This is a genomic window from Aeromonas sp. ASNIH8 (assembly GCF_002919855.1).
Lineage (GTDB): Bacteria > Pseudomonadota > Gammaproteobacteria > Enterobacterales > Aeromonadaceae > Aeromonas > Aeromonas caviae.
On sequence record NZ_PQLN01000018.1, the window covers coordinates 1 to 21,780 of the forward strand.

Consider the following 21,780-nt stretch of genomic DNA (forward strand, 5'->3'; position numbering starts at 1 on the left):
TTTTGCCTGGCGGCAATAGCGCAGTGGAACCACCTGACCCCATGCCGAACTCAGAAGTGAAACGCTGTAGCGCCGATGGTAGTGTGGCATTCGCCATGCGAGAGTAGGACACTGCCAGGCACCCAATACAAGAAACCCCGCTTACTCGAGCGGGGTTTTTTATTGCCTGAAATTCACGTTATCCATCCATATCTGGTTGATTTACCACCACAATTGTATCGTTATACAACCTGATCAGCACAGGGCAGCTCCATGTTGACTATCCCATCTTCCAGCTGAATATCGATCTTGAAACCGAGCCGTTTGGCCAGATTGATCATGCCGCGATTGCTGGGCATGGTCATGCCAGAGAGCTGGCCTATGCCACGCTCTCTGGCATAGCGCACGATCTTTTCCATCATCAACTTGCCGAGTCCGAGCCCTTTCAAGTCTGAGCGGACCAGGATGGCAAACTCCGCATCCGATTGATCCGGGCTGGCAATGGCTCGCACTACTCCCAGGATCTGCTGGCTGAAAGGGCCGTCCTGACCCACGGCGACGAAGGCCATTTCCCGGTCATAATCGATCTGGGTCATGCGGGCCAGCTCCTCATGCCCCAGCTCCCCCACGTCGGCGAAGAAGCGTTTGTACCTGTCTTCATCAGACACCTGCCGTACGAACTGCTTGTGGGCCGGCTCGTCTTCGGGGCGGATGGGGCGCAGCAGTACATGACTCTGATCTTTCAGCCAGGCACCCTCTTCCAGCTCGGTGGGATAGGGGCGAATGGCCAGTGGCAGCACTTGTTGTCCTCGCTCTGCCAGGACGAGCCGGGCATCCAGGATCACCATCTCTTCACCACAGGCCTGCAGCGGGTGCAGATCCAGTTCTTGTATCTCGGGGAAGGCCAGCAGCAGCTCGGAGAGCTGGCACAGCACCTGGCCGAGGGCGTCGATATCGAGCCGTACTGGACTGGCCTGCTCGCGGATCTTGCCATCCTTGAGGGCACCAATGATCTGGTAGCGAGCCAGTGCCTGGTTGAGGGGAGGAAGGGCCGCGACCATCTCGCGGGGCTCGGCACCCGACTCCCCGAGCAGGATGACGGGGCCGAAGACCGGATCCTGCTGCAAACGGATCCGCAGCTCCAGACCCCCGCTGCGGCGTGCCATGCGTTGTACTAGAAGCCCTTCTATGCGGGCGCCAGGGTCGTGCTGACGTACCCTGTCCAGAATGGCATCCGCCGCTTGGGCGACTTCTGCCGAGGTGCGCAGGTTCAGCATGACACCGTGTACATCGGATTTGTGGGCGATGTCGGGAGATCGCAGCTTCACCGCTACGGGGTAGCCAATCTGTTCTGCAGTCAGTGCGGCCTCGATGGCATCGGAAACGATCCAGGTCGCGAGGGTGGATAGCCCGGCTGCCTGCAAGATGGGGTGGGCCAGATGGGTATCCAGTACCCGCTGCTGGCGGTCCAGCGCTTGCCCAAGGAGCTGCTGGCAGCGCTCGACATCGAGCCTGTCGCCCTGCAGGGAGGCCGGGGTTTCCATCAACTGCTTCTGGTTGCGGCGATATTCCACCATGTGCATGAAGGCCGTGACGGCGCTTTCCGGGGTGCGATAGGTCGGGATGCCCGCCTCGTTGAACAGGCGTCTCCCCTCCTGGGCGGAGTATTCGCCTGCCCAGTTGGTCAGGATGTTGAATCGTCTGGCCCTGGGATGCTGCTTGATGAAGTCGATCAGGCTGCTGGCGAGGGTGACGCCTCGGGCGGTGAGGGACGGTGCATGGATCAGCAGGATGGCATCGGCACCGTCCCCTTGGAGCAGCGTCTCGAGTGCACTCTTGTAGGCCACGATATCTGCATCGCTGCCGATGTCGAGGGGTGGCATCGCCAGCTTGCCTCCCCGAGACAGCAGTACGTCTGCGGCCATGTTGGCGAGGCCGCGCCCGTTGGAGAGGATGGCGAGCCGCTCCCCCTTGAGGGTCAGGGAGTGGCTCAGGGTCTCGACAGTAGCAAACAGTTCGTGGGTATCCCGGACGCGCAGCATGCCAGCCCGGCGGATGGCGGCATCATAGACATTGTCGAGACCGTTGGCCGGGTCGTGCCGACCGCTCTTGAGGATCAGGATGGGTTTGTTGCGCGAGGCGGCACGGGCGGCGGAGAGAAAGTGCCTGGCATCGTGCAGCTTGTCCATGTAGATCAGGATGGCGCGGGTCGTCCCGTCCCGGGAGAGCTGATCCAGCAGTTGGCCAAAGTTGATGTCGCAATGATCGCCCAGGGAGATGAAGGCCGAGAAGCCGATTTCGCGCTGCTTGGCCCAATCCAGGATGGTGGTGCTGACCGCTGCCGACTGGGAGAGAAACGCCACCTGTCCCGGAGTCGCTGCAATGGGGGAAAAGCTGGCGTTGATACCCTGCCCGGGGAGCAGCATGCCCATGCTGTTGGGGCCGAGCAGCCGGATGCCGTATTGCTGGCACAGATGCTTGAGCCGCAGGCGCTCGTCAGTGGAGAACTGGGCGGCCAGTATGATGGCGGCTCCGGTTCCTTTCTTGCCGAGCTCCTCGATGAGCGGCAGCACCCGTTCGCGCCGGGTACAGACGATGGCGAGATCGGGGGAGAGGGGAAGGCTCTCTATGTCCGGATAGGCGAGCACGCCAGCGATGGCCTGGCTGCGGGGGGCTACGGGTAGTATAGGGCCCTGGAACTGACCCGCCAGCAGGTGCCGAATGACCACATGGCCTGCCTTCTGCGGATCACTGGAGGCGCCGATGACGGCGATCGAGTGAGGTTTGAAGAGCCGATCCAGGCCGCTTTGTTTCATGGGCACTCCTCGTGGTGGCCCCCGGGGCGAGGGGGGCGGATGGTGCCAGTCTAATACGCTTTGCGTGCGGGTTCTGTGACCGATTGCGGATCACGATCTGGCCAGTGCGCTGGCGCGCAGATAAAAGCGCAGCTCCCCCTGAATGCATTGCACCGTGGCGAGGTGCCTGTCCTGGAGATAGATCTCCTGCTCCCGATCGAGTTCATGGCGCTGGACCCCGAGACTTTGCAGATATTCTGCGAACAGGATGGCACTGCGGATTTCGACAAGATGCTGGCTCACGCTCTATTCCTTGATGGTGGCTGGATGGTGCCGGCCAGTGTCCCCTCTTCTCCCCCACTTTCATACTGATACATTTGACACTTACTGTGGCTCCGACGCCTGCCGGATCAGCGAAGGCCTCCCTGGCCGCGTGCGGTGTCCCAGAAGGCGCGGATCAGCGGCTCTTCCAGCCGCTTCTTGAGCACGGCGATGCCGACGTCGAACGCCTTGAGCGCCGGTTTGGGCTCGACCACACGCACCTTGTCCCCCATGGGGCTGTGATCGATGACGGCGGCAGGCACGACACCTACACCGAAGCCGAGGGCCACCATGGCGACGATGCCCTCGTTGCCCGCCACTTCTGCATAGATGTTGGGAGCTATCCCCTTGTTGCGAAACCATTGATCACAGCGCTTTCGGGCCAGCCCCTGTTCGGAGAGGATCAGCGGCAGGCGCTCCCAGTCAGGTTCGCCCTGGGGGAACCACTGACCCTGCTGGGGGGCATTGCGGGGGGCGATGAACACCAGAGGGACTTGTTGCAGGCTGGCGAATTCCAGCTTGGACGAGAGCGCATCCGGCCTCGCTGCGATGGCGAGATCGGCTTCGTCAGCCAGGATCTTGTCCACTGCCAGTGCCGGGTCGCCGGTCTCCAGCTTGATCTCCAGCTGGGGATAACGGCGACGAAAGCGTTCCAGTACCTCGGGCAGCAGAAAGTAGCTGGCGGTGACCGAGCAGAACACCCGCAGCCGCCCTTGCAGCGGCTCGTCGCTGCGCTTGAGCTCCTGTTTGAGTTGGCGCCACTCCTGCAGCAAGGCACCGCCAAACTCCCGTAGCTTGTCACCAGCAGGGGTGAGCCGCACCGAGCGGTTGTCCCGCTCGAAGAGCACGCAGCCGGTCTCCTGCTCCAGTCGCTGGATGGCGCGGCTCAGGGTGGAGGGGCTGACCGCCATGGCATCGGCGCTTTTGCCGAAGTGGAGGGAGTCGGCGAGGTGGAGAAACAGTTCGAGATTGCGAAGGTCCATCTTTTTATTCCTGCGGCGTTGTCAGGCGCCCTGTAGCACGATGGCTCGGCGGCGGGAGATTACGGGAAATCACATTTCAATTCCTGCAACGTACTGTTTCGAATATATCAGTTCAGGCAATAAGTGTCCCGCGCTATAGTGGTTTCGACAACGCCGCTATCCGGCATGGAATCAATCGAACGGAGCAATCACCATGGCTAACTATTTCAACACCTTGAACCTGCGTCAGCAGTTGGCCCAGCTGGGCAAGTGTCGTTTCATGCAACGCGAAGAGTTCGCGGACGGCTGCAACGTGCTGAAGGGCAAGAAGGTGGTGATTGTGGGCTGTGGCGCCCAGGGCCTGAACCAGGGTCTGAACATGCGCGACTCCGGGCTGGACATCTCCTACGCCCTGCGCAAGGCCGCCATCACCGAGAAGCGCGCCTCCTGGCAGAAGGCTACCGACAACGGCTTCGTGGTCGGCACCTATGAAGAGCTGATCCCGACCGCCGATCTGGTGCTGAACCTGACTCCGGACAAGCAGCACTCCGACGTCGTCAAAACCGTGATGCCGCTGATGAAGCAGGGCGCCGCTCTGGGCTACTCCCACGGCTTCAACGTGGTGGAAGAGGGTCAGCAGATCCGTTCCGACATCACCGTCGTGATGGTTGCACCCAAATGCCCGGGCACCGAAGTGCGTGAAGAGTACAAGCGTGGTTTCGGCGTACCGACCCTGATCGCCGTCCACCCGGAGAACGATCCCCAGGGTGAGGGCATGGCCATCGCCAAGGCGTGGGCCTCTGCTACCGGTGGCGACCGTGCCGGCGTGCTGGAATCTTCCTTCGTCGCGGAAGTGAAATCCGACCTGATGGGCGAGCAGACCATTCTGTGCGGCATGCTGCAGGCCGGTTCCCTGCTCTGCTACGACAAGCTGGTTGCCGAGGGCACCGACCCGGCCTATGCCGGCAAGCTGATCCAGTTCGGCTGGGAGACCATCACCGAGGCCCTGAAGCAGGGCGGCATCAGCCTGATGATGGACCGTCTCTCCAACCCGGCCAAGCTGCGTGCCTTCGAGCTCTCCGAGCAACTGCGCACCCTGATGCGTCCGCTGTTCGAGAAGCACATGGATGACATCATCGCTGGCGAGTTCTCCCGCGGCATGATGGCTGACTGGGCCGAAGACGATGCCAAGCTGTTCGGCTGGCGCGAAGAGACCGGCAAGTCCGCCTTCGAGAATGCCCCTGCCTATGCCGGCAAGATCGCCGAGCAGGAGTACTTCGACAATGGCGTGGTCATGGTGGCCATGGTCAAGGCGGGTGTCGAGCTGGCGTTCGAAACCATGGTGGCCTCCGGCATCTATGAAGAGTCCGCCTACTACGAGTCTCTGCACGAGCTGCCGCTGATCGCCAACACCGTCGCCCGCAAGCGTCTGTACGAGATGAACGTGGTCATCTCCGATACCGCGGAGTACGGCAACTACCTGTTCGCCAACGCCGCCGTGCCGCTGCTGCGCGAGCACTTCATGCCGACCCTGCAAGCAGGGGACCTGGGCAGTGCCCGTGCCGAGAGCAAGGCGGTGGACAACCTGGCCTTGCTGGCTGCCAACGAAGCGACCCGCAACCACCCGATCGAGAAGATCGGCCAGACCCTGCGTGGTTACATGAAGGACATGAAGCGTATTGCCGTCGGCGGTTAAGCCTTCGCTGAGCGGCATCGGAAGGGGCGGGGATGACGATCCCCGTTACTGGCTGGCTTAGACACCTGGCCTGTCGTCCGGATGATGCAAACAGACAGATTGAAGCCTATAAAAAAGCCCCGCTCATCGAGCGGGGCTTTTGCATTCTGGAGGGCGGGAGAATCAGGCCTTCCAGGCTTTCCAGGTGTTGATCAGGCCGTTGGTGGAGCCGTCGTGGCTGGTGACGGCCTCATCGGTGCCCAGCTCCGGCAGGATCTTGTTGGCCAGCTGTTTGCCCAGCTCCACACCCCACTGGTCGAAGGAGAAGATGTTCCAGATTGCGCCCTGTACGAAGATCTTGTGCTCGTACATGGCGATCAGGGAGCCGAGGGTTTTCGGGGTCAGCTGCTTGAACAGGATGGAGTTGGTCGGGCGGTTGCCTTCGAACACCTTGAACGGCACCAGATCCTTGACTTGCTCCAGCGTCTTGCCGGCGGCCAGGAACTCGGCCTCCACCGCTTCCTTGCTCTTGCCGAAGGCCAGGGCTTCGGTCTGGGCGAAGAAGTTGGCCAGGAGCTTCGGATGGTGGTCACCGATGGGGTTATGGCTGATGGCCGGCGCCAGGAAGTCGCAGGGGATCAGCTTGGTGCCCTGATGGATCAGCTGGTAGAAGGCGTGCTGGCCGTTGGTGCCCGGCTCACCCCAGATGATGGGACCGGTCTGGTAGTCAACCGGATTGCCGTCGCGATCCACGTACTTGCCGTTGGACTCCATGTTGCCTTGCTGGAAGTAGGCAGGGAAGCGATGCATGTACTGATCGTACGGCAGGATGGCTTCGGACTCGGCACCATGGAAGTTGTTGTACCACAGGCCGATCAGGGCCAGCAGTACGGGCACGTTCTGCTCATAGGCGGCAGTGGCGAAGTGCATGTCCATCTCGAAGGCGCCTTGCAGCAGGGCCTCGAAGTGCTCGAAGCCGAGGGAGAGGGCGATGGGCATGCCGATGGCGGACCAGGAGGAGTAACGGCCGCCGACCCAGTCCCAGAACTCGAACATGTTGTCGGTGTCGATGCCGAACTCGGCCACGGCCTTGCCGTTGGTAGACAGGGCGGCGAAGTGCTTGGCCACGTGAGCCTTGTCACCGGCGTGACCGAGGAACCAGTCGCGGGCGGTCAGGGCGTTGGTCATGGTCTCCTGGGTGGTGAAGGTCTTTGAGGCCACCAGGAACAGGGTGGTTTCCGGATCGATCTTCTTGAGCGTCTCGGCGATGTGGGTGCCGTCGACGTTGGAGACGAAGTGCATCTCCAGGTGATTCTTGTAGGGGCGCAGGGCCTCGGTGATCATGACGGGGCCCAGATCGGAGCCACCAATGCCGATGTTGACCACGTGCTGGATGGCCTTGCCGGTATAGCCCTTCCACTCGCCACCGATGACCTTCTCGCAGAAGCCCTTCATCTTGGCCAGTACGGCGTTCACTTCCGGCATCACGTCCTTGCCGTCAACCTCGATGGGACGGTCGGAGCGGTTGCGCAGGGCGGTGTGCAGTACGGCGCGTCCTTCGGTCATGTTGATCTTGTCGCCGTTGAACATGGCGTCGATGGCGCTGCGCAGATCGGTCTCGCCAGCCAGGTTCACCAGCAGCTTGAGGGTCTCTTCGGTGATCAGGTTCTTGGAGTAGTCGACCAGGATGTCGCCACCGAAGGTGAGGGAGAACTTGTCAAAACGCTTGGGATCCTGTGCGAACAGATCCTTGAGACGCATCTCCTTGTTGGCTGCAAAATGGGCTTCCAGTGCCTGCCAGGCCTGGGTCCGGGTTGGATTGATATTTTTCATAGGATTATCAGTCTTCCAAGTTGTGTTTGAACCTTGCAGGCAAGGCTCCCGCCAAACCTTATTATGCGAGCATTATACCGGGCACTCCGTGCGCCCCGTGTAACAGAGCATTACCAATTGTCTGCAACGAGGGAGTGTACAACCAAAACAGTGCGATTATGAGTCACCCAGTACCCCGGGATCTTGCGTTCGCGCATGCTTGTTCGGGTTGAAAAGGCTTTCATTTCAAGGGGAGCACGGCCGTGGCTCTGGAAAGCTGGCGTGACAGATAAAAGGGTATTCAACAGACGCTCATCGGACGGTTTTTTGAGCAGACGCAAATGGCGGGCAACAGACGCTGGCTACCATATGAGCCGAATGGACGAGATCTCCCAGGGATGGCCAAGGTATGGAATCAATGGTGTGGAATGAGGAGATCGAGATGAAAGCCCTGTTATCCCTGTTTGCCCTGAGCCTGATCGCCACCGGCCTCATCGGTTTGCTGACCCTGACGCTGGCCAATGCGGCGCCGACGCTGGAGATCCGCGTGATGGTGGTGATCGGAGCCGTGCTGGGGGGCTATGTGCTGATGCAGCCCCTGCTCAACCGGGTTGCACGCCGGCTGGGGTGAGAACGCGGTGCTATCTGGTGCGCAAGACCGGCCTGTGGCCGGTTTTTTCATGTCACAGAAGGCAGAAACGACAGTGCCAGCCCGAAGGCTGGCACTGGAGAACGTACACCGAGGATCAATCCGCCGTCTTCTGCATGTGAACCACACGCTGGGGGAAGGGGATCTCAATGCCCTCGGCGTCGAAGGTGAGCTTCACCTTCTCGTGGAAGTCGAACCAGACACCCCAGTAATCACCGGTCTTGACCCAGGGACGCACCACGATGTTGACTGAGGAGTCGGCCAGCGCGGCAACGGCAATGGTGGCTGCCGGCTCCTTCAGGATGCGGGGCTCTTCGCTCACCAGCCGCTCCAGGATCTGTTTGGCCTTGCGCAGGTCGGAGCCGTAGCCGATGCCGAAGGTCATGTCGACGCGGCGGGTATCCATGCGCGAGTAGTTGACGATGGTGCCGTTGAGGATGGCGGAGTTGGGCACTACCACCATCTTGTTGTCACCCGAGGTGAGGGTGGTGGTGAAGAGCTGGACCGATTGCACCACGCCATTGGTGCCTGCCACCTCGATAAATTCCCCTGCCTTGATGGGGCGGAAGATGATGAGCAGGAAACCGGCGGCAAAGTTGGAGAGAGAGCCCTGCAGCGCCAGACCGATGGCCAGACCGGCGGCACCGATAATGGCGACGAAGGAGGCGGTCTGCACCCCGACCCGGCCCAGGGCGGCGATCACCACGAACACCAGGATGGTGTATTTGAGGATGCTGCCGACGAAGTGGGTAACGGTGGTGTCCAGCTTGCGGGTCTGCATCACCTTGACCACGCCACCGCTGAGAAGGTTGGCTGCAATGTAACCGACCAGCAGGGTGATCAGGGCGGCGGCGATGTTGACCGCATACTCGATGATCAGTCCCTGGTTGTTGGTCAGCCAGGTCTGTGCTTCGGTAATGATCTCGGGTTCCATAGGATGTCCTGTTGGTGTGAAGATTTATGGCAGATGAATGTAACACTTGAGCGCGACAAGCTGGGTCGCATCTGGTGCTTGTCTCTTCTTTTGTGCCACAAAAAGCAAGGGAGGCCAAGGCCTCCCGTTTTGTCACAACCCTGCTGGCGCAGGAGCGCATCGAATGTACGCACTCAGCTTTGCAGCAGCTGGCTGCGGATAAACTGCCACTGATCTTCAAACCCGGCAGTGGGTTTGATTTTGAGCTCGGAGCAGACGTGCATTGGTTGATGCGGTCTGCTGGCTCAGCTTTGCAGCAGCTGGCTGCGGATGAACTGCCACTGATCTTCAAAGCCGGCAGTGGGCTTGATTTTGAACTCGGAGCGGACGTGCATTGGTGGATGCGGTCTGCTGGCTCAGCTTTGCAGCTGCTGGCTGCGGATGAACTGCCACTGATCTTCAAACCCGGCGGTGGGTTTGATTGTGAGCTCGGAGCAGACGTGCATTGGTTGATGCGGTCTGCTGGCTCAGCTTTGCAGCAGCTGGCTGCGGATAAACTGCCACTGATCTTCAAAGCCGGCAGTGGGCTTGATTGTGAACTCCGAGCGGACGTGCATTGGTTGATGCGGTCTGCTGGCTCAGCTTTGCAGCAGCTGGCTGCGGATGAACTGCCACTGATCTTCAAACCCGGCAGTGGGTTTGATTTTGAACTCGGAGCGGACGTGCATTGGTTGATGCGGTCTGCTGGCTCAGCTTTGCAGCAGCTGGCTGCGGATAAACTGCCACTGATCTTCAAACCCGGCGGTGGGCTTGATTTTGAACTCCGAGCGGACGAACTGGCTGATGCGGCCCTCGGTATAGGCCAGCAGCAGGTTGGCCAGCATGGTCTCGTCGAGCTGGAAGCCCTGGCCTTCCCGCAGCCGTTTCTCGCGCAGTACCTGCTTGATCTGGGTCTCCAGCTTGTCGAACAGGATGCTGATGCGATCACGCAGCCGATCGTGTTCGCCCAGCAGGGCATCGCCATTGAGAATGCGGGTGATGCCGGGGTTGCGCTCGGCGAACACCAGCAGCAGCTGCAGTATGTGATGGCAGCGGGACATGGTGTCCTTCTCTTCGGCCATGATCAGGTTGACCCGTGACAGCAGGGAATCCTCGATAAAGTCGATCAGCCCCTCGAACATCCTCGCCTTGCTGGGAAAATGCCGGTAGAGGGCCGCCTCGGACACGCCCACCTCGGCCGCGAGGCGTGCCGTGGTGATGCGCTGGCCCGGGCTGGTTTCCAGCATGTGGGCGAGTGCCTGCAGGATCTGATCGCGCCGACTCTGTTTCTGGTTACTGCTTGCCACGGATTCCCCTAAAAAAAACAATGGCTTGATTCTATTATTTGGCACGTGCCCCAGGGGGCCGTGTGGTCTTGTTATTGGCGACCAGAAGAACCAAACCCGCCTTCACCCCGTTCACTCTGATTGAATTCGTCGACCAGCTGGAAGCTGGCCTGTACCACCGGCAGGATCACCAGCTGGGCGATGCGCTCGCCAGGCTGCATGGTGAAGCTGTCGTTGCCACGGTTCCAGACCGAGACCATCAACTGACCCTGGTAGTCGGAGTCGATGAGGCCGACCAGGTTGCCCAGCACGATGCCGTGCTTATGGCCGAGGCCGGAGCGGGGCAGGATGGTGGCGCACAGACCCGGATCCTGGATGTGAATGGCCAGCCCGGTCGGCACCAGCGTGGTGTCGCCCGGGGCCAGGGTCAGCGGGGCATCCAGCAGGGCGCGCAAGTCCATGCCAGCGGAGCCCGGTGTGGCGTAGGCGGGCAGCGGGAAGTCGGTGCCGATGCGGGCATCCAGGATTTTCAGTTCAATTTGTGTCGTCATGAATCTTTTTCAATTGGATCGCCTGGCGATCGGGTGGTACTGCAGGAGCCTGGGGCTCCCGGCATGTTCAATGGGCTCAGGGTCGATAATGGCGTGCAATCAGGGCGACAAGATGACGGGCGAGCGTCAGCTTATCGGCCAGGGGCAGGGCGGCTTGACCCCCTTGCCAGAAGACGGTCAGGGCGTTGTCATCGGCATTGAAGCCCTGGCCTGCACGGGACACATCGTTGGCTGCGATCATGTCCAGCCGCTTACGTCGAAGTTTGTCGAGGGCGTATTGTTCCACATCCACGGTTTCGGCGGCAAATCCGACGGTGAAGGGTTTCTCTGACAACGCCCCCACATCGGCGATGATGTCGGGGTTTTTGACCAGGGTCAGCTGCATCTGGTCGTTGTCGCCGGTCTTCTTGATCTTTTGCTCGGCCACCTGGGCGGGACGGTAGTCGGCGACGGCAGCGCAGCCGATAAAGAGGTCGCACTCACCGACCCGGCTCATCACCGCTTCGTGCATCTGCAGGGCACTCTCCACATCGATGCGGGTAACGCCGGCCGGGGTGGCCAGTGCCACCGGGCCGCTCACCAGGGTCACCTCCGCGCCCGCTTCGCGCGCGGCGCGGGCGATGGCGTAGCCCATCTTGCCGGAGCTGTGGTTGCTGATATAGCGCACCGGATCCAGCGCCTCGCGGGTCGGCCCGGCGGTGAGCAGCAGCCTGACGCCTGCCAGGAGCGGTTCGGCGGCGAGCTGCTGGCAGCAGCGTTCCACCAGTTCCAGGGGATCCAGCATCCGGCCCGGGCCCACGTCGCCGCAGGCCTGGCTGCCGGAATCCGGCCCCCACAGCTGAATGCCGCGCTCGGCGAGGGTCTGGAGGTTGGCCTGGGTAGCAGCGTTGCGATACATCTGCTGGTTCATGGCTGGCGCCAGGGCGACAGTCGCCGGGGTGGCCAGGCAGAGGGTGGTGAGCAGCTCGTCCGCCATGCCGGCGGCCATGCGGGCCATCAGGTTGGCGCTGGCGGGTGCGATCAGCACCAGATCGGCCCACTTGGCCAGTTCGATGTGGCCCATGCCCGCCTCGGCAGCCGGGTCCAGCAGACTGTCGGCCACCGGGTGGCCTGAGACGGCTTGCAGGGTCAGCGGGGTAATGAACTCCTTGGCTGAGCGGGTCATCACCACTCGCACCTCGGCCCCCTGATCTTTCAGGCGACGTACCAGTTCGGCACTCTTGTAGGCGGCGATCCCGCCACTGACACCCAACAGGATGCGTTTATCGGCCAATCTCATCTGCTGCTTCTCTTCCGGCTCACTCTGACTGGTCGGCTAAGATAGCACAGGCAATGGGTGGCGACAGAGGCTGACATGGGGGAGTTGTGGTCGGGCTCGCGGGATTCTTTGCTATGTTTTCTCTCATTAGCCATGAGGGAGAGACAAATGAGCATCAAGGAGTGGCCGGAAGAGGAGCGCCCGAGGGAAAAGCTGCTGCGCCGAGGGGCGGCGACGCTCTCCGATGCCGAACTGCTGGCCATCTTCCTGCGCACCGGGGTCAGCGGGTTGAGTGCGGTGGATCTCTCCCGCCAGTTGTTGCAGCAGTTTGGTTCCCTGCGGGCACTGCTGGGAGCCGAGCAGCAGGATTTTTGTGGCGCTCACGGGCTGGGACCTGCCAAGTATGCCCAGTTGCAGGCGGTGCTGGAGATGGGGCGGCGCCATCTGGCCGAACAGTTGCAACGGGGAGAGGCGCTCACCTCGCCCGGGCTAACCCGGGACTTTCTGCAAGCCCAGTTGCGGGATCGGGGGCGGGAGGTGTTCGCCCTGCTGCTGCTCGACAACCAGCACAGGGTCATCCGGTTTGTCGAACTTTTTTACGGCACCCTCGACTCGGCGAGCGTCTGGCCCAGAGAAATCGTGCAGATCGCGCTCAAACATAATGCAGCCGCCGTGATTCTGGCGCATAATCACCCGTCCGGCGTGGCCGAGCCCAGTCGGGCGGACCGCCAGATCACGGATCGGATCCTGGCCGCCCTGGCCCTGGTCGATATCAGAGTGCTTGATCACCTGGTGATCGGTGATGGCATCACGGTTTCTTTCGCAGAGCGTGGTTGGTTGTGACTGGGCTCTGGCACTGTATTAGTTGATCTTTGATCACGGATGCTGTATAAAATGCCGCCTTCTGTTTGCCCCGCAATCGAAGGCCAGCGGGGCAGATATTTGCTCGAGCAATGAAGTAAGATTTGGAGAGACTGACATGTCTAGAGTATGCCAAGTAACCGGCAAGCGCCCGGCAGTTGGTAACAACCGTTCGCACGCTAACAACGCTACCAAGCGTCGTTTCCTGCCGAACCTGCACACTCACCGTTTCTGGGTTGAGAGTGAAAAACGCTTCGTGAGCCTGCGCGTATCCGCAAAAGGCATGCGTATCATCGACAAGCGCGGCGTTGAAGTGGTTCTGGCTGAACTGCGTGCCAGCGGCGTTAAGGTATAAGGAATTAGATCATGGCTAAAGGTATTCGCGATAAGATTCGCCTGAACTCCAGCGCCGGTACTGGTCACTTCTATACCACTACCAAGAACAAGCGCACCATGCCCGAAAAAATGGAGATCAAGAAATTTGATCCCGTGATTCGTCAGCATGTGATCTACAAAGAAGGCAAAATCAAGTAATTACTTGGTTTCGCTGCAAAAACCCGGCCTCGTGCCGGGTTTTTTTATAGCTGGAATTCAGTACACTGCCGATTCGAAGGGAGGCTAGCCATGTTCAAACTGAGCCGCAAAGGCTGGAACAACGTGATCATCGTGGTCGTGTTGATCGTCATTACCCTGTTGCACCGGCTGGAGCAGGCCCAGCAGGAGAACAGTACCAAACGCGCGCGTCCACTGTTGCCGGAGAGCGCCGTGGTGCTGACCTGGCAGGGGCCGAGCTGGCAGATAGAGCGTATCGGCCAGGGCTGGCGCAGCGCGCCGGATCTGGGGCTTGGCAGCGCCCAGCTGGCGGCCCGCATCGAGATGTGGCAAGGCTGGCTGCTGCCCCCCGGCGAGCCCGTGCGCGGCACCCCGGTGACCCTCAAGATCTGGATCGCCGGACAGAGCGATCCGGTGGAAGTCGGGCTCTATCAGGACGACGGCAAGTTTGCCGCCCTGCTGCCCTCCTCGACCTGGCTCAGCCTGAGTCAGGCGCAATACCGTGACCTGATGCGTCCCATTCCCTGAACGAGAGATCGCCCATGCCTGAATTACCGGAAGTCGAAGTCAGCCGCCAGGGCATCTCCCCCTGGCTTACCGGCATCAAGGTGACCCGCGTGGTGGTGCGGGACGGCCGCCTGCGCTGGCCCGTGCCCGGCGAGATCCAGGAGCTGGTGGATCTCGTCATCCACCGCGTCAGCCGCCGCGCCAAATACCTGTTGCTGGAGACCGACTTCGGCACCGCCATCCTGCATCTCGGGATGTCCGGCAGCCTGCGGGTGCTGGACATCGGCACCCCGGCCGAGAAGCACGATCACGTGGATATCGAGCTGGCCAACGGCAAGCTGCTGCGGCTCAACGATCCTCGCCGTTTTGGCGCCCTGCTGTGGACCCGCGAACCGGCCGAGGCCCATGCCCTGCTCGCCAAGCTGGGGCCGGAACCCCTCACCGATGCCTTCCATGCCGATTACCTGCGGGAGCGGGCGAAGGGTCGCAGCACCGCCATCAAGCAGTTCCTGATGGACAACCACGTGGTGGTCGGGGTGGGCAACATCTACGCCAACGAGGCGCTCTATGCCGCCGGCATTCATCCCAGGCGGGCGGCGGGCAACATCAGCGCCGAGCGGCTGGGCACCCTGGTGAGCGAGATCAAGCGGGTGCTGGCCGAAGCCATTCGCCAGGGGGGCACCACCCTCAAGGATTTCACCAGCGCCGACGGCAAGCCTGGCTATTTCGTCCAGCAGCTGCAGGTTTACGGCCGTGGCGGCCAGCCCTGTTTCCACTGTCACACCCTGCTCACCGAGGTGAAGATGGGCCAGCGAACCACGGTGTTCTGCTCCCACTGCCAACGCTGAAAGTGGGATTTTTGAGCCGGGATCGGCCAAGTTGTAAGAGAGTATTTCCGGTCTGTTGAAGCGGCGTCAGCCCATGACTACTATCTCGCCAGTTCAGGCTGCGAGGTAATAAAATGACAGCTAAATCAATAGACTGGGAACAATTATCCCGGCAGGGGCACTATTGTGCCCACGATATGGCCCGCTTCCTCTATCCCGAAGACAGCGCCCGCAAGATCTTCAATCGCGGCAAGTTTTTGCTGCGCAGTCTGCTCTACCGTGCGCAGTTGAACCGGGTATTCGAGCTGTTCCAGAGCGCCCCCCTGCGGGCGCTTCCCGCCCGCCACCCCGAGCTGCTCGACAAGCCGATGCGCCCCTATCGCTTCGCCTGCTCGACGGTGAACCAGCGGGTCAAGATGGTGGAGGATCACTACCGCCTGCTGCTGGGCCTGTACCCCGAGCTCATCGACCCGCTCTATCTGGGGGAGGGGGTAGTGCTGGGCCATTATCCCGATGGCGGCTGGCGCATCGTGCTGCGTCACGACGGCACCTTCCGCCGGGAGGCGGAGCTGGCGCTCTCCATCGTCAACGCGCGGGGGGAGCGACTCTACAGCTGTGCTTTCTCCCTGGCGGGCAGCGAACAGGAGCTGGCCCTGGTGATCGGGTCGGTGCAGGGGCCGGAGCCCTGTGTCGAACAGCCCCAGGAGCAGGTACGGGCATTGACCCGGGCGGGTCAGGGTCTGAGACCCAAGTCGCTGGTGGTGATGCTGGTGATGTCTCTGGCCGGGGCCATGGGGGCCCACCGGGTCTGTGCGGTGCGCATGAAGGCTCACATCTTCCAGGCAAGACGGTACAGCAAGAAGAAGAAAGCCTGCCTGCAGGCGGACTACGACGAGCTGTGGCAGGAGTTTGGCGCCCTCGATCAGGACGCCAACTTCGTGCGGCTGCAACCAGTGGTGCGCAAGCCGCTGGAGGAGATCGCCTCCAAGAAGCGGGCCATGTACCGGCGCCGTTACGAGTGGCTCGATCAGCTGGAGCTGGCGATCCGCCAGCAGTTTGCCCGCAGCTAGGCGTGCAGTGCGTTGATGCAACAAGGGCTACCCGCGGGTAGCCCTTGTTCGTTTCTGCCCATCAGGGGAGGGGATTAGCGCTGCTGCCTGGCGGCGATGGCCTGAGCCACCAGGGGGTCGACGAACTGGTGGATGTCACCTCCGTGCAGCGCCACCTCCTTCACCAGGGTGGAGGAGATGAAGGAGTTCTCCTCCGCCGGGGTGAGGAAGACGCTCTCCAGGGTGGGCATCAGGCGACGGTTCATGTTGGCGAGCTGGAACTCGTATTCGAAGTCGGAGACGGCGCGCAGGCCGCGGATCAGCACGTTGGCCTGCTGCTCCCTGGCAAAATCCACCAGCAGGCCTGAGAAGCCCACCACCTTGACGTTGGGCAGGTGAGCCGTCACCTGCCGAGCCAGCTGAACGCGCTCCTCGAGATCGAACAGCGGCCGTTTGCTCGGGCTGTTGGCCACCCCGACCACCACCTCGTCGAACAGTCTGGCGGCGCGGCCAATGAGATCGGTATGGCCGTTGGTGATGGGGTCGAAGGTGCCGGGATAGATTACCTTGTTGGTCATGCTGCTGATTCCTGAAACCGGAAAACTGGTCGCATTATAGGGGCTGTTGCCGGTTTGTCGCGACCGGGATGGCGCGGATTTCTGGCGCTGATCGGCGGCCGGGGTCGCACAAATCGGAGCCCCGTGGCGTCTTCGCTTGAGAATCGCCCTGCATCAGGCAAGAATACCCGCATCGCGCATCAAGCCTCCTTCGCTGGTGACAGGGAGCATAGGGATTTTTTATGAAACGTATTCTGGTAGTCCGCAATGACAAGATTGGTGACTTCATGCTGGCGTGGCCGAGCTTTGCCATGCTCAAGCGCTCCATGGAGTGTCATGTGACTGCCCTGGTTCCCGCCTACACGGCGCCCCTGGCCCGCCTCTGCCCCTGGATCGACGAGATCATCCTGGATCCGGGTGCCCGGGCCGACAAGGAGCAGCAACGCGCCCTGCTGGCGCGCATCAAGGCGGCCGCCTTCGATGCTTCCATCTGCCTCTTCTCCAACACCCGCAATGCCAAGCTGGTGTGGAAGGCGCACATTCCCTACCGGCTGGCCCCGGCCACCAAGCTGGCCCAGGTGCTCTACAACCAGCGCCTGGTGCAGCGCCGCTCCCGCTCCCAGAAGCCGGAGTACGAATACAACCTGGATCTGGTGCGCCGCTTCCTCGCCGATCAGCATCAGACCGTGGTGGAGCCACAGGGCCCCTACCTCGACTTCGACCCCGAGAGCCTGCTGCAGGTGCGCGAGCAGGTCGCCGCCCGTCTCAGGCTCGACGCCAGCCGCCCCTGGCTGATGGTGCATGCGGGCAGCGGTGGCTCGGCCAACAACCTCTCCATCGAGCAGTACTCGCGCCTCATCATCAAGCTCAACCAGGCCTGTCCCGAGTTGCAGTGCGTGCTGACGGCAGGCCCGGGGGAGGAGGGGAAGGCGGAGCAGTTGGCGGCCGAACTGCTGGCCCATGGGGGCAACGGCTGGATCTATCGCTCCGACGAGGGGCTGCCGAAGTTCTGCCAGGTGATGGCCAACGCCGCCCTGTTCGTGGCGGGCAGCACGGGGCCCCTGCACATCGCCGCGGCCATGGACGTGCCGACCGTCGGTTTCTTCCCGGCACACCGTTCGGCGACGCCGCTGCGCTGGCGGCCGCTCAACGGCGAGGGGCGCCATCTGCCCTTCAGCCCGCCGGAAGACAGTGACCACCCGGAGGACATGAGCCAGCTCGATCCCAAGGCCATGGCGGCAGAGATCGCCCGCTGGGCGCCGCCCTTCTGGCGCACCGAGCGCTGAGAGCGCACACAGAACATACAGACAGGGCCCCGCGGGGCCCTGTCTTGTATGGGGATGCGCCCTGCTGGTAGACCGGCCTACCGGGCGTGGCTCCCAACAGCCCCCTTGACGGGCCTGCCCGGGCCCCGGGCAGGGGAAACCTGTCGGTATACGCCGGAGTCGGGTCATGTTGCCAATATCCATGCATTCGGCTTATAGCGGCCAGTTTTCGTCCGTGGCGCCCGGGTTTGCGCCGTGAGCGGCCCCGCGAGGGCTGCGCCCGCTCCATGGCAATAGGGTTTGCCCCTTGTCCCGCTGGAACAAGGGGTGAGTGATTAATGCGATGTTTGAGGCGCGATGCCCTATTTCGGCTGCTGGGGCTGCTGGCGAACCCAGAGATCGGCGTATTTGACGAAGGTGGAGTGAGCGGAGAGGATGGCCAGCAGCAGGCCCTGCTTGCCGTCGAGGAAACCGGCCTTGAGCAGGTACATCTTGAGGAAGCAGCCGACGGCGTGGACCAGCCCCTGGCCGAGGGATCCCTTCTTGCCGCGGGCGGTGCGCTGATCGGCCCATGCGCGGGCGTAGCCGGCGGATTTGACCAGGTAGTGTTCCAGATCCCGGTAGGTGTAGTGGAGGAGGTCGCCCTGCAGGTTGACGATCTTCATGTTGGCGCGCACTTCCACCTTCTCGTGTACCAGCGCCTCGTTGTAGCCGGTCAGCGCCTTGGGGTAGAGGCGCAGCACCCGATCCGGGTACCAGCCGCTGTGGCGGATGAAGCGGCCGAACACCCAGGAGAGGCGCGGGATGGAGTAGATGGTGTCGCTGGCCGGGTTGGCCATGACCCCCTGGATGGCTTCCCTGAGTTCCGGGGTGAGCCGCTCGTCCGCGTCCAGCCACAGCACCCACTCCGACTGGACATGGGACTGGGCGAGGCGGCGCTGACGGCCGAAACCGGGCCAGGTGGTGTTGACGAAGAAGCGGGCGCCAAATTCGGCGGCGATGGCCGGGGTGTCATCCTGACTGCCGGAGTCGAGAATGACGATTTCATCCGCCAGGCCTTCGAGGGAGGCGAGGCAGGCACGGAGGTTGTCGGCTTCGTTCTTGACGATCAGGACGGCCGCCAGGGTCGGTTTTTTCACAGGCAAGGGACTCTTGTTGGCACCCGGCGGGCGGGTCATGCTCGGATTGGCGCCCATTCTAGCCTAAAACCCCGCGCGGGGCATGACCCGAGGGCCCGGTGGGCCCGCTTTTGAATGCGGGGGAAGGGGAATATCTGCTACCCGGCAGTCGGTGGCCCAGGGCACGCCGTGTCCGGGTCGAAGAGGGCCTCAGGAGGGATGCGCGGGGGAGCAGATCCTGCCAGGTAGGCGTTTTGCGGGAGCAGACGGGTATCTTCTGTTATTTCTTCGGCCTTTCTTGGGGCATAATCTCGCCCAGTAACGATCAACAGCCGGGCCAGCCCCGAGAGAAGACGCGCGATGAAGATATTGGTGATCGGCCCCTCCTGGGTCGGCGACATGGTGATGTCCCAGAGCCTCTACAAGGCGCTCAAGAGCAACCACCCGGGCAGCGAGCTCCATGTGATGGCGCCGGCCTGGTGCGTTGCGCTGCTGGAGCGCATGCCCGAGGTGGACAAGGCCATCCCCATGCCGCTTGGCCACGGTGACTTCAAGCTGGGGGCACGCCGCCGCCTTGGCAAGCAGTTGGCCGCCGAGCAGTACGATCAGGCCATCATCCAGCCCAACTCCATGAAGTCGGCCCTCATCCCCTGGTTTGCCAGGATCCCGGTGCGCACCGGCTGGAAGGGGGAGCACCGCTTCGGTCTGCTCAACGACATGCGCAGCAACAAGCAGGCCTTCCCGCTGATGGTGGAAGGCTATGTGGCTCTGGCCTACCCCAAGGGGCAGATGAAGAGTCGGGACGACATTCCCGCTATTCCCCATCCCTCCCTGCACGTGGATCTCATCAACCAGGGCAAGGCGCTGGAGCGGCTCGGCCTGAATCGTGCCCGCCCTGTGCTGGTACTCTGTCCGGGGGCCGAGTTCGGCCCGGCCAAACGTTGGCCGGAGGGGCATTACGCCGTGGTGGCGCAAAAGCACCTCGACGAGGGGTGGCAGGTGTGGATCTTCGGCTCGGGCAAGGACGTGGACGTGGCCAACACCATCCGCGATCGGATCAACCCCCTGTCGCGCCCCAACTGCCACGTGCTGGCGGGCAAGACCAGCCTGCACGAGGCGATCGATCTGATGGCGCTGGCCGGTCGGGTCATCGCCAACGACTCGGGCCTGATGCACGTGGCGGCCGCCCTCAACCGGCCGCTGATCGGCGTCTACGGCTCCACCTCGCCCCTCTATACCCCACCGCTGGCGGACAGGGTCGAGATCGTCCACACCGACATCGAGTGCCGCCCCTGCTTCAAGCGCACCTGCAAGTTCGGCCACCTCAAGTGCCTGATCGAGCTGATGCCGGAACAGGTCATCGAGGCGGGAAATCGGCTGGAGCGTGGTGAAACGGCAGATCTGACCATAGTGCGGCAGCCGGTGGAATCCTCTGCTGCTGAACCAGGTAATAGCTAGCATGATCTACCGGTTGCTCTACAACCTGCTGATCCACCTGGGGTTGCCCCTGGCGCTGCTGGCGCTCTACAAGCCCAAAAAAGGCAAGCCCGGCTTCGGGGCGCGCTGGGCCGAGCATCTGGGACGATTGCCGCCGACCGGACAGGAGGCTCCCCTCTGGATCCATGCGGTGAGCGTGGGGGAGACCCTGGCCATCACCCCCTTCATCCGCGCCCTCAAGGCCGAGCGCCCCGAGCTGCCCATCCTGCTCACCACCACCACCCGCACCGGCGCCGAACAGGCGGCCAAGCTCGGGGAGCTGGTGGTGCACCGTTATGCGCCTCTCGACTACCCCTGGGCCGTCTCGGCGTTTCTGAGCACCGTCAAGCCCCGCGCCCTCTGGGTGATGGAGACCGAACTGTGGCCGAACTGGCTGGCGGCCTGCGAGGCACGGCACCTGCCGGTGACCATCCTCAATGCCCGCCTCTCGGAGCGATCCTGTCAGCGCTATGGTCGCTTCCAGGGTGCCTTCGATGCCCTGAGCCGCCCGCTGACCCACCTGCTGTGCCAGCATCAGGACGATGCGGATCGCTTCCATCGACTGGGGATAGGGCGCAACCGGCTGGCGGTGACCGGCTCCATCAAGTTCGACATCCAGTTTGGCGACGAGGTGCAGGCCAGGGGCCGTGCCCTGCGCCAGCAGCTGGGGGAGGCACGACCTGTCTGGATCGCCGCCAGTACCCACCAGGGGGAAGACGAGCAGGTGCTGGCCGCCTTCGATCGGGTGCTCAAGGCACATCCCTCCGCCCTGCTCATCCTGGTGCCGCGCCATCCCGAGCGTTTCGATCGGGTGGCCGAGCTGTGCGCTCCCTACGGTTGCGTGCGGCGCACCGCGGGCAGTGCGGTCGGCGAGAGGGACAAGATCTACCTGGGTGACACCATGGGCGAGCTGCCGCTGATGCTGGCGGCGGCGGATCTCGCCTTTGTCGGTGGCAGCCTGGTGCCCGTGGGCGGTCACAACCTGCTGGAACCGGCGGCGCTGGGCAAACCCTGCCTGACCGGCCCCGTCTATTTCAACTTCAGCGACATCACCCGCCAGCTGGTGGCCCAGGGTGGCGCGGCCGTGGTGGCGGACGCCGAGGCGCTCGGCCACCGGGTGAGCACCCTGCTCGGCGATGCCCCTGCCCGCCGCGAGATGGGGGAGCAGGCCCGCGCCGTGGTGCTGCGCAACCAGGGGGCGCTGGCGCGCACCCTCTCCCACTGCCTCGCCAGCCTGGAAAGTGACGACTGAGGCGGGGCGGCGTGGTGGCCGCCTCGCCAGCATGTCTGCCAAACCCCGGGAGACAATCCGCGCCTCTTTCCTTTAT

The 21,780-nt window shown here is 62.6% G+C and carries 21 protein-coding genes, 1 rRNA gene and 2 pseudogenes; 12 read left to right on the top strand and 12 right to left on the bottom strand.

The window, feature by feature from the left end; genetic code table 11:
• The first annotated feature begins 5 nt into the window (after positions 1-5).
• Positions 6-120: ribosomal RNA gene (gene rrf, locus C3418_RS06850) — 5S ribosomal RNA — on the top strand.
• 101 nt (positions 121-221) lie between these two features.
• On the opposite strand, the gene C3418_RS06855 is transcribed toward rrf, so the two are convergent.
• The 3 genes from C3418_RS06855 to ilvY all read right to left on the bottom strand — a co-directional run bounded on the left by C3418_RS06855 (position 222) and on the right by ilvY (position 4,078).
• Positions 222-2,795 carry a bifunctional acetate--CoA ligase family protein/GNAT family N-acetyltransferase gene (locus C3418_RS06855; protein WP_103858203.1) on the bottom strand — a complete coding sequence of 858 codons (2,574 nt, stop codon included), beginning with the start codon at positions 2,793-2,795 and terminating at the stop codon, positions 222-224.
• A gap of 90 nt (positions 2,796-2,885) precedes the next feature.
• Positions 2,886-3,077 carry a hypothetical protein gene (locus C3418_RS06860; protein ID WP_010676124.1) on the bottom strand — a complete coding sequence of 64 codons (192 nt, stop codon included), beginning with the start codon at positions 3,075-3,077 and terminating at the stop codon, positions 2,886-2,888.
• Positions 3,078-3,184: 107 nt separating this feature from the next.
• Positions 3,185-4,078, bottom strand: coding sequence for an HTH-type transcriptional activator IlvY (ilvY, locus tag C3418_RS06865; RefSeq protein WP_010676123.1), 894 nt, complete (start codon positions 4,076-4,078; stop codon positions 3,185-3,187).
• Between the two features lie 193 nt (positions 4,079-4,271).
• On the opposite strand from ilvY, the gene ilvC reads away from it, so the two are divergent.
• Positions 4,272-5,753 (top strand): ketol-acid reductoisomerase, encoded by a 1,482-nt coding sequence (gene ilvC / locus C3418_RS06870; protein ID WP_039041087.1) that lies wholly within the window; start codon positions 4,272-4,274, stop codon positions 5,751-5,753.
• Between the two features lie 162 nt (positions 5,754-5,915).
• Here ilvC and pgi read toward each other — a convergent pair whose 3' ends face one another.
• A complete protein-coding gene (gene pgi / locus C3418_RS06875) occupies positions 5,916-7,565 on the bottom strand; it encodes a glucose-6-phosphate isomerase (RefSeq protein WP_039040994.1) in 1,650 nt (549 codons plus the stop codon).
• 421 nt (positions 7,566-7,986) lie between these two features.
• Here pgi and C3418_RS06880 point away from each other — a divergent pair, with 421 nt between their 5' ends.
• On the top strand, positions 7,987-8,175 hold the full coding sequence (locus C3418_RS06880) for a hypothetical protein (RefSeq protein WP_053288183.1): 189 nt from the start codon (positions 7,987-7,989) through the stop codon (positions 8,173-8,175).
• Positions 8,176-8,290: 115 nt separating this feature from the next.
• Here C3418_RS06880 and C3418_RS06885 read toward each other — a convergent pair whose 3' ends face one another.
• The 6 genes and pseudogenes from C3418_RS06885 to coaBC all read right to left on the bottom strand — a co-directional run bounded on the left by C3418_RS06885 (position 8,291) and on the right by coaBC (position 12,261).
• Positions 8,291-9,127 (bottom strand): mechanosensitive ion channel domain-containing protein, encoded by an 837-nt coding sequence (locus C3418_RS06885; protein WP_039040993.1) that lies wholly within the window; start codon positions 9,125-9,127, stop codon positions 8,291-8,293.
• 284 nt (positions 9,128-9,411) lie between these two features.
• A pseudogene (locus C3418_RS06890) lies at positions 9,412-9,495 on the bottom strand (nucleoid occlusion factor SlmA); the annotation flags it as partial.
• A 249-nt stretch (positions 9,496-9,744) separates the two neighbouring features.
• Positions 9,745-9,828, bottom strand: a pseudogene (locus tag C3418_RS25070) (nucleoid occlusion factor SlmA); the annotation flags it as partial.
• A 27-nt stretch (positions 9,829-9,855) separates the two neighbouring features.
• Positions 9,856-10,452: a nucleoid occlusion factor SlmA gene (gene slmA, locus C3418_RS06900; RefSeq protein ID WP_005307475.1), complete on the bottom strand. Its 597-nt coding sequence runs from the start codon at positions 10,450-10,452 to the stop codon at positions 9,856-9,858.
• Between the two features lie 71 nt (positions 10,453-10,523).
• On the bottom strand, positions 10,524-10,982 hold the full coding sequence (dut, locus tag C3418_RS06905) for a dUTP diphosphatase (protein WP_010676116.1): 459 nt from the start codon (positions 10,980-10,982) through the stop codon (positions 10,524-10,526).
• A 76-nt stretch (positions 10,983-11,058) separates the two neighbouring features.
• Entirely contained in the window at positions 11,059-12,261 is a 1,203-nt protein-coding gene (gene coaBC / locus C3418_RS06910; RefSeq protein ID WP_103858204.1) for a bifunctional phosphopantothenoylcysteine decarboxylase/phosphopantothenate--cysteine ligase CoaBC, read from the bottom strand.
• 147 nt (positions 12,262-12,408) lie between these two features.
• On the opposite strand from coaBC, the gene radC reads away from it, so the two are divergent.
• The 6 genes from radC to C3418_RS06940 all read left to right on the top strand — a co-directional run bounded on the left by radC (position 12,409) and on the right by C3418_RS06940 (position 16,057).
• Positions 12,409-13,083, top strand: a complete 675-nt coding sequence (gene radC, locus C3418_RS06915; protein WP_039040991.1) for a DNA repair protein RadC — start codon at positions 12,409-12,411, stop codon at positions 13,081-13,083.
• A 136-nt stretch (positions 13,084-13,219) separates the two neighbouring features.
• Positions 13,220-13,456 carry a 50S ribosomal protein L28 gene (rpmB, locus tag C3418_RS06920; RefSeq protein WP_005307492.1) on the top strand — a complete coding sequence of 79 codons (237 nt, stop codon included), beginning with the start codon at positions 13,220-13,222 and terminating at the stop codon, positions 13,454-13,456.
• Between the two features lie 11 nt (positions 13,457-13,467).
• The gene (rpmG, locus tag C3418_RS06925; protein WP_005323752.1) at positions 13,468-13,635 is read left to right on the top strand and encodes a 50S ribosomal protein L33; all 168 of its coding nucleotides are present in this window, start codon (positions 13,468-13,470) and stop codon (positions 13,633-13,635) included.
• A 90-nt stretch (positions 13,636-13,725) separates the two neighbouring features.
• Positions 13,726-14,181 carry a hypothetical protein gene (locus tag C3418_RS06930; protein ID WP_103858205.1) on the top strand — a complete coding sequence of 152 codons (456 nt, stop codon included), beginning with the start codon at positions 13,726-13,728 and terminating at the stop codon, positions 14,179-14,181.
• Positions 14,182-14,195: 14 nt separating this feature from the next.
• A complete protein-coding gene (gene mutM, locus C3418_RS06935) occupies positions 14,196-15,008 on the top strand; it encodes a bifunctional DNA-formamidopyrimidine glycosylase/DNA-(apurinic or apyrimidinic site) lyase (RefSeq protein ID WP_010676112.1) in 813 nt (270 codons plus the stop codon).
• A 176-nt stretch (positions 15,009-15,184) separates the two neighbouring features.
• A complete protein-coding gene (locus C3418_RS06940) occupies positions 15,185-16,057 on the top strand; it encodes a VirK/YbjX family protein (protein WP_103858206.1) in 873 nt (290 codons plus the stop codon).
• Positions 16,058-16,131: 74 nt separating this feature from the next.
• Here the strand turns inward: C3418_RS06940 and coaD are convergent, their stop codons facing one another.
• On the bottom strand, positions 16,132-16,614 hold the full coding sequence (gene coaD / locus C3418_RS06945) for a pantetheine-phosphate adenylyltransferase (protein ID WP_010676110.1): 483 nt from the start codon (positions 16,612-16,614) through the stop codon (positions 16,132-16,134).
• Positions 16,615-16,835: 221 nt separating this feature from the next.
• Here coaD and C3418_RS06950 point away from each other — a divergent pair, with 221 nt between their 5' ends.
• Positions 16,836-17,879, top strand: a complete 1,044-nt coding sequence (locus C3418_RS06950) for a glycosyltransferase family 9 protein (protein WP_103858207.1) — start codon at positions 16,836-16,838, stop codon at positions 17,877-17,879.
• A 341-nt stretch (positions 17,880-18,220) separates the two neighbouring features.
• On the opposite strand, the gene C3418_RS06955 is transcribed toward C3418_RS06950, so the two are convergent.
• Entirely contained in the window at positions 18,221-18,997 is a 777-nt protein-coding gene (locus tag C3418_RS06955; RefSeq protein ID WP_010676108.1) for a glycosyltransferase family 2 protein, read from the bottom strand.
• Positions 18,998-19,336: 339 nt separating this feature from the next.
• Between C3418_RS06955 and waaF the strand changes: the two genes are divergently transcribed.
• Positions 19,337-20,434, top strand: a complete 1,098-nt coding sequence (waaF, locus tag C3418_RS06960; RefSeq protein ID WP_010676107.1) for a lipopolysaccharide heptosyltransferase II — start codon at positions 19,337-19,339, stop codon at positions 20,432-20,434.
• A gap of 1 nt (position 20,435) precedes the next feature.
• A complete protein-coding gene (waaA, locus tag C3418_RS06965) occupies positions 20,436-21,704 on the top strand; it encodes a lipid IV(A) 3-deoxy-D-manno-octulosonic acid transferase (protein WP_102948961.1) in 1,269 nt (422 codons plus the stop codon).
• The last annotated feature ends 76 nt before the right edge of the window (positions 21,705-21,780 follow it).